The organism is Novosphingobium mississippiense (assembly GCF_044029535.1).
Classification (GTDB): Bacteria; Pseudomonadota; Alphaproteobacteria; order Sphingomonadales; family Sphingomonadaceae; genus Novosphingobium.
This window is the reverse complement of record NZ_CP147003.1, coordinates 2,084,279-2,097,309: the sequence shown is the minus strand read 5'-3', so window position 1 is coordinate 2,097,309 and position 13,031 is coordinate 2,084,279. Positions and strand designations below refer to the sequence as shown.

Genomic DNA, 13,031 nt, shown 5'->3' with positions numbered 1-13,031 from the left:
GCAAAAGCCGAGGTATCGCTTCCGATGAAATCCCCCCCGCTTCGCTCCCGCCTTGCCGCCACGCTACTGGCCTGCACTGCCGTGCTGCTGCCGGTAGCCGCCATGGCCGCGCCGAGCGAGGCGGAGATTGCGCGCTCGGTCGCCCTGCGGGCGGACTGGCAGTACCTGACGCGGGAAATCGCCTGGCCGGCGACCTGGACGCCGGACGGCAGCGCCTTTTCCTATCGCAAGACGGTGGAGGGCGGCTTCGCCTTCGAAACCTACGACCTGCAGACCAAGGCCAAGTCGGCCGCGTTCGACCAGCAGCGACTGGCCAATGCGCTGGGTGATGCGATGGGCAAGCCGATCGATCCACTGCGGCTGCCGTTCGAACAGTTCTCCTACGCCGGTGATCGCCAGACGATCGCGTTCGAGATCGACTACGCCGGCTGGACCTGCACGCTGAGCGACTACCGCTGCGAGGCGCAGGTCGATCCGCGCCGCCCGCGCGGCTTCGGCGTGGTGCGCGATCTCTCCGTCGCGGCCGACAATCACCCCCGCCTGTCGCCCGACGGCAAGTGGGAGGCGACCGTGGAGGATAACAACCTCGTCGTCCGGCCTGCTAGGTCATTGGGGGCTGGTTCCAGGGAAGCTATCCGCCTCAGCAGCGACGGCACCGAGGGCAATTTCTACGATCCCGAGACCATCGAATGGTCGCCGGACAGCCGCCATGTGATGATCTATCGCGTGCGCCCCGGCTTCGCGCGCCACGTCCTGCGCGTGGAAGCGGCGCCCGATGGTCAGCTTCAGCCGGCGCTGCGCAGCCAGCTCTATCCCAAGCCCGGCGATGCCGTCGATCAGGAGCAGCCGGTGCTGTTCGACGTGGCCGCGCGGCGCCAGACGGTTGTCGACCCCACGCTGTTCCCCAACCCTTACCAGCTTTCCGAGGCACGCTGGCGCGCGGACAGCAAGAGCGTGGAATTCGATTACGACAAGCGCGGCTTCGGACAGGCGCGCGTGATCGCCGTCGATGCCGAGACGGGCGCCGCCCACGCCGCCGTCACCGAAGATGCCAAGACCTTCTTCTACGCCGACCGCCGCTTCGCGCATGACGTGAACGACCTTGGCAGCGAGATCGTCTGGGCGTCCGAACGCGACGGCTGGAACCACCTCTACCTGATGGACGGCAGAACCGGGAAGGTGAAGAACCGCATCACCACCGGCGCCTGGGTCGTGCGCGAAGTGGTGAAGGTGGACGACAAGAAGCGCCAGATCTGGTTCGCCGCCAGCGGCATGAACGCGGGCGAAGACCCCTATTTCCGCCATTACTACCGCATCGATTTCGACGGACGCAATCTCACCCCGCTGACGCCGGAACGGGCCGATCACACCGCCCGTTTCTCGCCCGACATGCAGTTCTACGTCGATACCTATTCGCGCGTGGACATGCCGACCGTCAGCGAACTCCACCGTGCCGGCGACGGCGCCGTGGTGGCGACGATCACCAAGGGCGACATCAGCCGCCTTACCGCCGCCGGGTTCCACGCGCCGGAAGTCTTCACCGCCAAGGGCCGCGACGGCAAGAGCGACATCTGGGGCTTGGTCGTTCGCCCGCATGACTACGATCCCGCCAAGAAGTACCCGGTGATCGAGAATATCTACGCCGGCCCGCACGACAGCTTCGTGCCCAAGACCTTCTGGCCCTTCGGCTACCATTCGGGCGGCGACAAGGTGATCGGCATGCAGGCGCTGGCCGATCTGGGCTTCATCGTCGTGCAGATCGACGGCATGGGCACGGCCAACCGTTCCAAGGCGTTTCAGGACGTGGCGTGGAAGAACCTGCAGGATTCGGGCTTCCCGGACCGTATCCTCTGGCACAAGGCCTTGGCCGCCAAGGATCCGTCCTACGACATCAGCCGCGTCGGCATCTACGGCGCGTCGGCGGGCGGGCAATCGACCCTCAATGCCCTGCTGTTCCATCCCGAATTCTACAAGGCCGGCGTCGCCATGGCGGGCTGCTACGACAACCGCATGGACAAGATCAGCTGGAACGAACAGTGGCTCGGATGGCCGGTCGACAAGAGCTATGCCGATGCCTCCGGCGTGGACAATGCCGCAAAGCTTCAGGGCAAGCTGTTCCTGATCGTGGGTGAGCAGGACAGCAACGTCGATCCCGCCTCCACCATGCAGGTGGTGAACGCGCTAGTGAACGCGAACAAGGATTTCGATCTCCTCGTCGTGCCCGGCGGCGAGCATACCGTCGGACGCTCCACCGGCCCGATCGACTATGTGACACGCCGCCTTTCGACCTTCTTCGTCCGCAGCCTTCAGGGTCAGTGAACATGCGATATCTTCTTCAGGGCTGCGCGATCGGCAGCCTCGCGCTTGGCCTATCGCTGGCGCCTGCCCATGCCGAAACCACGCCGCCCGAGTGGGAGCAGCCCGAAGTCATCCGCCAGGGCGCCGAGCCCATGCACACGACGTTCGACGGGTTCGAGACGCGCGCCGGCGCGCTTTCGCGCGACGTTTCGAAGTCGCGCTATCACCTCTCGCTCGATGGCGAATGGAAGTTCCACCTCTCACCCAATCCCGAGGCGCGCCCGGCGGACTTCTTCAAGCCCGGCTTCGACGTGAGCGGGTGGGAGACGATGAAAGTCCCCGGCATCCTGCAGGCCGAAGGACATGGCCGTCCGGTTTTCGTGGGCAGCGGCTATCCGTTCCCGCGCAACCAGCCGTGGATCGAGCATGACCTCAACGAAGTCGGCTCCTATCGCCGGGAATTCACGGTTCCGGCCGATTGGTCCGGCCGCAAGCTGCTGCTGACCGTCGGCGCGGCGGGCGCGGCCTATTACATCTGGGTCAATGGCCAGCGGGTCGGTTATTCGGAGGATTCCAAGCTTCCCGCCGAATTCGACGTGACGCGCTTCGCCCATGCCGGCACGAACACCGTCGCCATCGAACTCTATCGCTTTGCCGACGGCAGCTATCTGGAAGATCAGGACTTCTGGCGCGTCAACGGGATCGAGCGCAGCGTCACGCTCTACGCCGCGCCGGCAACGCATATCCGCAACCTGACCGTCGATGCCGGGCTTGAGAACGACTATCGCGACGGCACGCTGGGGCTGAAGGTCGATCTGGCCGGCCAGCCAACCGCCGTGCGGGTGCGCGCGACCGTGCTTGATGGCAAGCGAGAGGTGCTGACGCGCGAAGGTACCCCAAGCGGCACCACCGTCTCGCTCAACGCCAGCGTACCCACCGTGCGTACATGGTCGGCCGAGGATCCGCAGCTCTATACGCTGCTGGTCGAACTGCTCGACGCCCAGGGCAAGCTGGTGGAGGCAACCAGCCGCCGCATCGGCTTCCGCACGGTGGAGATTGCCGGCGGCGAAGTGCGCGTGAACGGCAAGCGGATCATGATCCGCGGCGTCAATCGGCACGAACACGATCCCAAGACCTTCCACGTCGTTTCCGAAGCGACGATGCGCCGCGATATCGAACTGATGAAGGCGGCCAACGTCAACGCCGTGCGCACATCGCACTATCCCAACGATCCGCGCTGGTACGACCTTGCCGACGAATACGGCCTCTACGTCATGGACGAGGCCAATATCGAGAGCCACGGCTACCTAAGCCTGTCGCAAGAGCACGACAACGATCCGAAGTACCTGCTGGCCAACGATCCCAAGTGGCAGGCCGCGCACCTCGACCGCGTCGAGCGCATGGTGGAGCGCGACCGCAACCACCCCTCGATCATCTTCTGGTCGCTGGGCAACGAAAGCGGCGTCGGCGCCAATTTCGAGGCAGCGGGCAAGTGGGTGCGGGCAAACGATCCTACCCGTCTGATCAACTTCCTCGGCTGGAGCATGAGCGGTTGGCGGCATCCGACCAACAGCTACGTCGATATCTTCGCGCCGATGTATGACGATGTGCCCAAGCTGATCGACTATGCGAAGGATCCGGCCTTCACCCAGCCGCTGATCCTGTGCGAATACGCGCATTCGATGGGCAACAGCCTGGGCGATCTGCAGGGTTATTGGGACACCATGCGCAGCTACCCAAAGCTGCAGGGCGGTTTCATCTGGGACTGGGTGGACCAGACCATGGAGTTGAAGAACAAGGACGGCCGCACCTACTGGGGCCAGGGTCTGGACTACGATCCCGATCCCAAGGCGCCGGGCGTGCATGGCGACGACAGCCCGGTGGGCGACGGCGTGATCCAGTCCGACCGCACGCCCGATCCGGAATACTACGAACTGGCCAAGGTCCAGGCACCGATCGCCTTCACGCATGACGCGAACGGCTACCGCGTGGTCAATCGCCACGACCATATCGACCTGTCGCGCTTCACCCTGGACTGGACGGTCATGGAGAATGGCAAGGATGTCGCTAGCGGTACATTGGCGACACCTAGCGTGACACCGGGTGCCTCCGCGCCGCTGATCGTGCCGGTTCCGGCCGCAAAGGACGCTTCTGCCGAGCGCATCCTGGTTTTGCGCGCCCGCGCCAAGGCCGGCGCGGTGCCGACTCAGCCTGCCGGCCACGTCGTCGGCTGGGAGCAGTTCGAACTTTCCGCCCCGGCGGTGGTGCCGGTCGCCGCCGGTGCGGTTGCCCCCAGCGAGACCGCTTCGACCCTGCGCCTTGCCAGTGGCGATGCCGTACTGGAGATCGACAAGGCGACCGGCCTCGTCACCCGTTACGAACGCGGCGGCAAGTTGCTGCTGACCGGGGGCGCGCCGAACTTCTGGCGCTCGCCCACCGATAACGACGTCGGTTCCGGCGTGCCCAAGAGCCATGCGATGTGGCAGTATTTCTCGGCGCACCGCCGGGTCGAGGCCATCGAGCGCGACGGCAATACCATCGTCGTCCATCACGACATGGGCGTCGGTTCGGTGAAGACCGAGACGCGCTGGACGATGGCCGCCGATGGTTCCGTGGGCGTCACCGTTCATTTCGAGCCGCTGCGCGATACCCTGCCCGATCCGCTGCGCGTGGGTCTGGCGTTCGAGACGCCTGCGATGCTCGATCAGGTCCGCTGGTTCGGACGCGGGCCGCAGGAGACTTATGCCGATCGCAAGACCGGCGGCCTGATCGCCCAATGGCAGGGCGCGCTGGCGGACCAGTTCCACGATTACGCAAGGCCGCAGGAATCGGGCAACAAGACCGATGTCCGCTGGATCGAATTGACCGGTGCCAAGACCGGCTTCCGCGTCACCGGCGCACAGCCGCTTTCGGTCAACGCGCTGGCCTTCCCTTATGCCGATCTGGCGATGAAGCCGCCTTCGCAGGCGCACAGTTCGGACATTCGCCCGCACGGCAATGGCACGCTGTTGATCGATGCCGCACAGGCGGGCGTGGGCGGCGATACCGGCTGGAATCTCGATGGCCGGGCGCACATGCCCTATCGCATCGCGCTGAAGCCGCTGACTTATTCGTTCACGATCGGCGCGCCCTGACGCGAAAAAGGGCGGCGGTTCCGCACCGCCGCCCCTTATTCACCCGCAAGTACGATCTTCAGCCGAACCGGCGAATGTCGAACGGTTCCAGCGGCACCGCCGGCTGCTCGCCCGCCATCATCGCCGCAACCAGCTTGCCGGTGATCGGCGCCAAGGTCAGCCCCAGATGCTGGTGCCCGAAGGCGTAATAGAGATTGTTCGCCTTGGCCGAGCGGCCGATCGCGGGCAGGTAGTCCGGCAAAGTCGGGCGGCAGCCCATCCAGCGCCGGAACGGCCCGCTGACCGGCAGCCCCAGTTCGGCGACATGCTGCTCCAGCCGTTCCCACTTGCGCGGATCGGCTGGGGCATCGACCTTGCCCAGTTCCACGAAGCTGGCCGCCTGCAGGCTGTCGCGATAGCGGGTGACGATCATCGACCGCTCCTCGAACACCACCGGCGGCATGTCCTTGGGCCATGCGGCCGCGTCCGCGCGGATGTGGTAGCCGCGCTCCGCGATCATCGGCACCTTGAGCCCCAGCGCCGCCATGATCGTGCGCGAGCGGACACCCGCGCAGACGACCACGCGATCCGCTTCCACCCCGTCCACCTCAACGCCGTTTCCGACGCGGCGAAGCGTTGCCGTGCCGGAAACGATCGTGCCGCCCCGCGCGGCGAAGGCGACGCGCAGGGCATCGCGCAAGTCGCCCAGATCGGCGATCTGTCCGCTGCCGGCGAAGCGGATCGCCCCCGCCACCGTGAAGCGGCCCAGCTTGCCCAGCGCTTCCAGTTCGGCCGGCGCGGCAGGCTTGACTTGCGCAACGCCGGTATCCGCCGATTCCCACGCAGCCTTGCCGGCAATCGCCTTGCGCGGCTCGTTCCAGAGCACGAAGTGGCCATCCTGCTTCAGCAGATCCGGCGCGCCGATCCGCTCCACCAGCGATGCCCAGGCCGGCATCGCCTGCTCCATCAGCGGACGCAGCGCCGCGCAGCCCTTGCGAAAGCGCGAAGGCGACGATGCCGCAAGCAGCTTCAGCCCGAACGGCAGCCATGCAGCCACCGCCGCCGGCGGAAAGGACAGCGCGCCGCCGCGCAGGAAGAGGCGCTGTGGCATCGACTTCACTGCCTCGAAAGAGGCCAGCGGCTCCACCTGTTCCACCGCAACATGGCCCGCATTGCCCCAGCTCGCCGCCTGCGCCGCATCGTCGTTGTCGATCAGGACGACCGCGTGCCCGGCATCGAGCAATTCGATCCCTACCGACAGGCCGACCACCCCTCCGCCGACGACTGCTGTGCGAACCACAAAAACTCCATTGCAAAGCTAGAATACGATCGTATACGATATAAGCACATCATGATTTCCACGCAAGGCGGCGCGTCGCGAATGGTTTCCGTTTTCCCCGGTACGAGCAGGCAACCCTGGCAGCGCCCCGCTGCATTGCAAAGCTTTGCGCGGTGGACGGCGAGATTGCGGGGCTTTGATACATCATCTACCGTATACGTCAGCCCTGACGCGGCATCGCGCCGCTCGGGGACGATCTATATGGAGACCCTCTGGTGACAATCGTCGTCCGCACGCTTGCCGAACGTATTTTCGACGTGATCCGTGAAAGGATCGTCGAAGGGAAGCTGCCTGTCATGGAGCCGGTCCGGCAGGATGCGCTCGCCGCCGAACTGGGCGTCAGCAAGATCCCGCTGCGCGAAGCGCTCGCCCGTCTGGAACACGAGGGTCTGCTGACCAGCCAGGCCAATCGTGGCTGGTTCGTCCGCCCGATGTCCAGCGACCAGGCCGAAGAAATCTACCAACTGCGCCTGTCGATCGAACCGGCCGCCGCTGCCTATGCCTCCACCCTTGCGGAAGAGGCGGACAGGGAAGCCGCGATCAAGGCGTTCGAAGTGCTGGACGCCGCCGCATCGGGCAACCTGACCGACGTGGCCGTGCGCAACCGCGAATTCCATGTCGCGCTCGTGCGCCCGGCCAAGCGCCTGCTGACCACCCAACTGGTCGAACGCCTGGAAGTGCTGGCCGAACGCTATGTGCTGGCCCATCTCGAACCGGCCGGCCGTGGCGACCGCGCGCATACCGAACACCGTGACCTGCTCGAAGCCTGGCTTGCCGGAGACGCGCCCCGGGTAAAGAGCCTGCTCACCAGCCATATCGCCAGCACGCTGGAAGACCTGCGTGCCCATTTCAACTCTGAACAGACCGGCTGAACAAACCGGCTGACATCATCCTTGGGGGACCGAATGCTCGGACCGCGTAAATCCATAGAAAAACTGTCGCAACGCGATTCCGGACATTCCCTGGCCAAGACGCTGAGCTGGCCGCACCTGATCGCCCTGGGCGTCGGCGCGATCGTCGGCACCGGCATCTACACGCTGACCGGCGTCGGTGCAGAGCGCGCCGGCCCGGCCGTGATCCTGGCCTTTGCGGTCGCCGGCGCGGTCTGCGCCTGCGCGGCGCTGGCTTATGCCGAAATGGCCACGCTGATCCCCGCCGCGGGCAGCGCCTATACCTTCTCCTACGCCGCGATGGGCGAAACCGTCGCCTGGGTGGTGGGCTGGAGCCTGATCCTCGAATATTCGCTGGCCTGTTCGACCGTGGCGGTCGGCTGGTCGGGCTATCTGGTCGGCTGGATCCAGTCCGCCGGCGTCCACTTGCCCCATGCCCTGCTGGTCGGCCCGCATGGCGGCGGTATCATCAACCTGCCCGCCGTGCTGGTGGCGCTGGCGGTGATGGGCATGCTGATCGCCGGCACGCGCGAAAGCGCCACGCTGAACATCGTGCTGGTCATCATCAAGCTGGTTGCCCTGTCGATCTTCGTCGCCTTTGCCGCGCCCGCCTTCACGGCCGACAACATGCACCCCTTCATGCCCTATGGCTTTGCCAGCACCGAAGTGGGCGGCATGCAGCGCGGCGTGATGGCCGCGGCGGCCATCGTGTTCTTCGCCTTCTACGGCTTCGACGCGGTTGCCACTTCGGCGGAAGAAGCCAAGAATCCGGGCCGCGACCTGACCATCGGCATCGTCGGTTCGATGGTGGTCTGCACCGTGATCTACATGGCCGTTGCCGTGACCGCGATCGGCGCACTGCCCTTCCAGCAGCTGGCCAACTCGCCCGAACCGCTTGCCCTCGTGCTGCGCCAGCTGGGCCAGCCGGTCGCCGCGCACCTGATCGCTCTGGCCGCCGTGCTCGCCCTGCCCTCGGTCATCCTGGTCATGATGTACGGCCAGAGCCGCGTGTTCTTCGTGATGGCGCGTGACGGCCTGCTGCCGCGTAGCCTGGCCAAGATCAGCCCGCGCACCGGCGCGCCCACCCGCATCACGCTGATCACCGGCATTTCGATCGCCCTGGTCGCCGGGGTGTTCCGCCTGGACGAGATTGCCGAACTGGCCAATGCCGGCACGCTGATCGCCTTCATCTCGGTGGGTGCCTGCCTGATGATCCTGCGCCGCCGCTTCCCCGAACTGCCGCGCCTGTTCAAGTGCCCGCAGCCCTACATTGTCGGCACGCTGACGATCCTGGGCTGCGCCTACCTGCTCTTCAGCCTGCCTTCGACGACTCTGGTGCGCTTCGGCATCTGGAACGTCATCGGCCTCGTCGCCTACAGCCTTTATGGCCGTACGCGCAGCGAAGCCGCCCGCGAAGCGAGCGTCGTGGCGTAAGCCACGGCGCCAGCCGCCCCCCTTTTTCCGCTCCACCCTTCCCGAATGCGACACGGTCCAAGGAGATCGCGATGAAACACGCCCTGATCAAAGCCGCTGCGTTTGCCCCAATGCTGGCAGGCGCCCTGCTTGCCAGCACTTCCCCCGTCCTTGCCAAGACCGCCTATGACGGCGTCTGGCTGTTCGACGATACCCCGCCGACGCCCGGCGTGACGATGATGGAAGTCACCTCCAAGGGTGGCAAGATCGCCGGTTCGGTGACCACCAAGTGGTACGGCCCGGTCGAGATGATGAACCCGCATATCGAAGGCGGCGTGCTGAAGTTCGAGGCGCGAAACCTCAACGACCGCGATCACCTGACCCGCCAGTGGAGCGTCGCCATCGAGGACGGCCGCGCCCACCTGAAGGGCCAGATCTGGGAGTCCGAAGTCGACAGCACCGGCCGCCCCGGCACCGCAACGGACGCCAAGGCGCGCGCCTTCCAGTTCTCCGCACTCCCCCCGCTGGGCGCACCGATCCCCAGCAAGCTGGCCGCCACGCCGCCGATGGGCTGGAGCAGCTGGAACAAGTTCGCCGACCACATCGACGACAAGACCGTGCGCGCGATGGCCGATGCCCTGGTCTCTTCCGGCCTGCGTGATGCCGGGTACATCTACATCAACATCGACGATGGCTGGCAGGGTGAGCGGGATGCCAAGGGCGTGCTCCAGCCCAATGCCAAGTTCCCGGACATGAAAGCGCTGACCGCCTATGTCCATTCCAAGGGGCTGAAGATCGGCATCTACTCCTCGCAGGGGCCGAAGACTTGCGCGGGCTACATCGGCAGCTACGGCCATGTGAAGCAGGATGCGGATACCTATGCCGACTGGGGCTTCGACTACCTGAAGTACGACCTCTGCTCGGGCGAATGGTTCTATGCCGATGCCGATACCGTGAAGCGCAGCTATTACGAGATGGGCAAGGCGCTGCAGGAAGCCGGCAAGCGGACCGGGCGCGACATCGTGTTTTCGCTCTGCGAGTATGGCCGCTTCGACGTGGGCAGTTGGGGCCGCGACGTGGGCGGGGTGCTGTGGCGCACCACCGGCGACATTACCGACGACTATCCGACGATGGCCAAGATCGGCTTCGACAAGAACGGCAATCCCGCCTGGGCCGGCCCGCATGGCTGGAACGATCCCGACATGCTGGAAATCGGCAACGGCGGCATGACCGCGGACGAGTACCGCACGCACATGTCGCTCTGGGCCATGTCCGCCGCGCCGCTGATGATGGGGCATGACTTGCGCGAGATGAGCGCGGAAACGATGGCGATGCTCACCAATCGCCGCGTCATCGCCGTCGATCAGGACGCGCTGGGCGTGCAGGGCAAGCCGGTGCGCAAGGCGGGTTCGCTGGAAGTCTGGGCCAAGCCGCTGTCCGACGGACGCGTGGCGCTCGCTCTGTTCAACCGGGGTGACAGCGCGGCGCCGCTGGCGCTGACACCTGCCGATGCCGGGCTTGCCTCGGTCAACGCGGTGGAAGACCTCTGGAGCGGTGCCAAGGCCGGCGCCCTGCCCGCCGGCTATCAGGTTCCCGCGCGCGGCGTGGTGCTGGTGGCGGTGCGCGGCGCCAAGTAAACCGGGCTCGATCGGGTCGTGGACGGCGGGCCTGCTTGCCCCTGACGGCAAGAGCCGCCGTCCGCCCTTTCATCGCCGATCGGGCGGTCGCATCGCTGGGCGATGGAGACCGTCCGCACCTTCTGCCGCAATTGCAGCGCCGCCTGCGCCATGGCGATCGAGGTCGATCAGGGCCGCATGACCGCCGCGCGGCCCGATGGCGAAGTCTCCCCCTATGGCGCCTATCTCTGCCCCAAGGGGCTGGCCTCGGTAGAGTTCCACAATGGGGCGGAGAACCGGCTGCTGCATTGCCTCTCCCGTAGTGCGGACGGGGCCTTCACACCCATCGCGGCGGGACAGGCGCTCGACGCCATCGGCGCCAAACTGGCGGCGCTGGTCGCGGAGCACGGCCCGCGTTCGGTTGCGGTCTATCACGGCACTGGCGCCTATCGCAGCACCCTGGGCGGGCTGATGGAGCGGGCCTGGGTCTCCGCGCTCGGCACGCCCAACTTCTTCTCGACGATGACGATCGACCAGTCGGCCAAATGGGTGACGATGGCGCGCTTGGGCACGTTCGCCAGCGGCCGCCATGCCTTTCGCGATCTCGACGTGGCGCTGCTGGCCGGCGGCAATCCGGTCGTCACGCATCAGGGCGCTCCTTTCGCGCTGATGGAAAGCGGCGCGCCCGGCCGGGCGCTGGAGGCGGCACGGGCGCGCGGGATGAAGCTGATCCTGATCGATCCGCGCCGCACGGAAACCGCGCGCCATGCCGATCTGCTGATCCAGCCCCTGCCCGGCCACGATGCCGCGATCTTCGCCGCCTTGGCCCACGTCCTCCTGCGCGATGGCGGATACGACAGCGGCTTCGTCGATCGCTGGTGCGCGGGGTTGGACGAAGTCCGCGCGCTGGTGGCCGAAGCGACACCCGAATGGGCCGCAAGCCGCGCCGACGTTCCGGCCGAACAGATCGAACTGGCGGCGCAATGGCTGGGAGAGGCGCGCAAGGTCGGTGTCGGCAGCGGTACCGGTCCTTCGTTCTCCGCCCATTCCAACCTTGCCGACCACATGATCGAGCTGGTGAACGTGCTCTGCGGCGGATACCGCCGCGCGGGCGACCTCGTGCGCAATCCCGGCACCTTGCGCCCACGCAGCTTCACCGAAATGGCCGTCCCGCCCTCTCGCAGCTTCGAACGCGCACCGAAATGCCTGAGCGCGGACACCGGCCAGCTCCTCGGCGAGTTTCCATCCGCACTGCTACCCGGAGAGATCACGGCAAACTCGCCGGAACGCATCCGCGCGCTGATCGTCTTCGGCGGGGATCCGCTGAAGGCCGTGGGCGATCCCGCGCTGGCCACCGCCGCTTTCGACACGCTGGACCTGCTCGTCTCGCTCGACTCCCGCCTCAACGAGACCGGAAAGCGCGCGCACTACGTGATCGCCGCCAGCCAGCCCTTCGAACGCCATGACCTGACCCTCGCCGCCGACGCGCTCTATCCCGAAGCTTTCGCGCAATATGCCCCGCCGATCGTCGCCAGGCCGCCCGGCTGCCTGCACGACTGGGAGTTCTTCTGGGAAGTCTCCACGCGCATGGGCCTGCCGCTGACCTTCAAGTCATGGAGCTACGGCCAGCGGTTCGAGGACATCGCCCGGGGCCTGCCGCTCAGCCTGACCGACAAGCCCGATCCCGAAGCACTCTGCCGCTTTCTGGCGGGCGAAGGAAAGGTCGATTTCGACAGCCTCGTCGCCCACCCCGAAGGCCTGCGGCCCGAGAGCGGACCGGCCTTCGTGCAACCCGCGCCCGACGCATCGGGCAGGCTTCAACTCATGCCCGCCGATGTCGCCGCCGAGTTCCTCGACTATGCCCGTGAGCCGCTGGACGATGGCTATCCGCTGCGCCTCACCTGCCGCCGCGTGCTCCATGCCCTGAACGGCGCCTTCCGTGACTCCCGCGCGGCGCGCAAGCGGCACCCGGTCAATCCGGCCTGGATGAACCCGCTCGACATGGCCGATCTGGGGCTGGCCGAAAATGCGCGGGTGGAGATCACCTCCCCACACGGCGCGATCCGCGCGGTGGCGCGCGGCGAGGACCGGCTGCGGCGCGGCGTCGTCTCGATGACGCACATGTTCGGCCCGCTGGTGGGCTCCGGCGATCCCGTCGCCGATGGCGGCTCCAACCCCGGTGAACTGACATCGCTGGTCGATAGGCTGGAGCCGATCAACTTCATGCCGCGCTTTTCCGGCATACCGATCCGCGTCACCGCCGCCTGACCCGCGCCCCCTTCTGCCATCAATAGTCTGACGATTCGGCGCACCCTGCGCAGGCCGAAACGGGCCTTGCCGGACTCCCGAGGTAGCTAACGAG

7 protein-coding genes are annotated in these 13,031 nt (G+C 66.4%); 6 read left to right on the top strand and 1 reads right to left on the bottom strand.

Going from position 1 to position 13,031, the window contains the following annotated elements; translation table 11 throughout:
- Nucleotides 1-24 precede the first annotated feature (24 nt).
- Nucleotides 25-2,319, top strand: a complete 2,295-nt coding sequence (locus WBP06_RS27710) for a DPP IV N-terminal domain-containing protein (protein WP_395335898.1) — start codon at nucleotides 25-27, stop codon at nucleotides 2,317-2,319.
- Nucleotides 2,320-2,321: 2 nt separating this feature from the next.
- The gene (locus WBP06_RS27705; protein ID WP_395335896.1) at nucleotides 2,322-5,432 is read left to right on the top strand and encodes a glycoside hydrolase family 2 TIM barrel-domain containing protein; all 3,111 of its coding nucleotides are present in this window, start codon (nucleotides 2,322-2,324) and stop codon (nucleotides 5,430-5,432) included.
- A gap of 58 nt (nucleotides 5,433-5,490) precedes the next feature.
- On the opposite strand, the gene WBP06_RS27700 is transcribed toward WBP06_RS27705, so the two are convergent.
- On the bottom strand, nucleotides 5,491-6,711 hold the full coding sequence (locus WBP06_RS27700) for an NAD(P)/FAD-dependent oxidoreductase (protein WP_395335894.1): 1,221 nt from the start codon (nucleotides 6,709-6,711) through the stop codon (nucleotides 5,491-5,493).
- A 254-nt stretch (nucleotides 6,712-6,965) separates the two neighbouring features.
- Here WBP06_RS27700 and WBP06_RS27695 point away from each other — a divergent pair, with 254 nt between their 5' ends.
- The 4 genes from WBP06_RS27695 (at nucleotide 6,966) to WBP06_RS27680 (ending at nucleotide 12,937) form a co-directional block, all read left to right on the top strand.
- The gene (locus WBP06_RS27695; protein WP_395335892.1) at nucleotides 6,966-7,622 is read left to right on the top strand and encodes a GntR family transcriptional regulator; all 657 of its coding nucleotides are present in this window, start codon (nucleotides 6,966-6,968) and stop codon (nucleotides 7,620-7,622) included.
- A gap of 33 nt (nucleotides 7,623-7,655) precedes the next feature.
- Nucleotides 7,656-9,074: an amino acid permease gene (locus WBP06_RS27690; protein ID WP_395335890.1), complete on the top strand. Its 1,419-nt coding sequence runs from the start codon at nucleotides 7,656-7,658 to the stop codon at nucleotides 9,072-9,074.
- A 71-nt stretch (nucleotides 9,075-9,145) separates the two neighbouring features.
- Nucleotides 9,146-10,690 carry a glycoside hydrolase family 27 protein gene (locus tag WBP06_RS27685; RefSeq protein WP_395335888.1) on the top strand — a complete coding sequence of 515 codons (1,545 nt, stop codon included), beginning with the start codon at nucleotides 9,146-9,148 and terminating at the stop codon, nucleotides 10,688-10,690.
- 102 nt (nucleotides 10,691-10,792) lie between these two features.
- The gene (locus WBP06_RS27680) at nucleotides 10,793-12,937 is read left to right on the top strand and encodes a molybdopterin-dependent oxidoreductase (protein ID WP_395335886.1); all 2,145 of its coding nucleotides are present in this window, start codon (nucleotides 10,793-10,795) and stop codon (nucleotides 12,935-12,937) included.
- The last annotated feature ends 94 nt before the right edge of the window (nucleotides 12,938-13,031 follow it).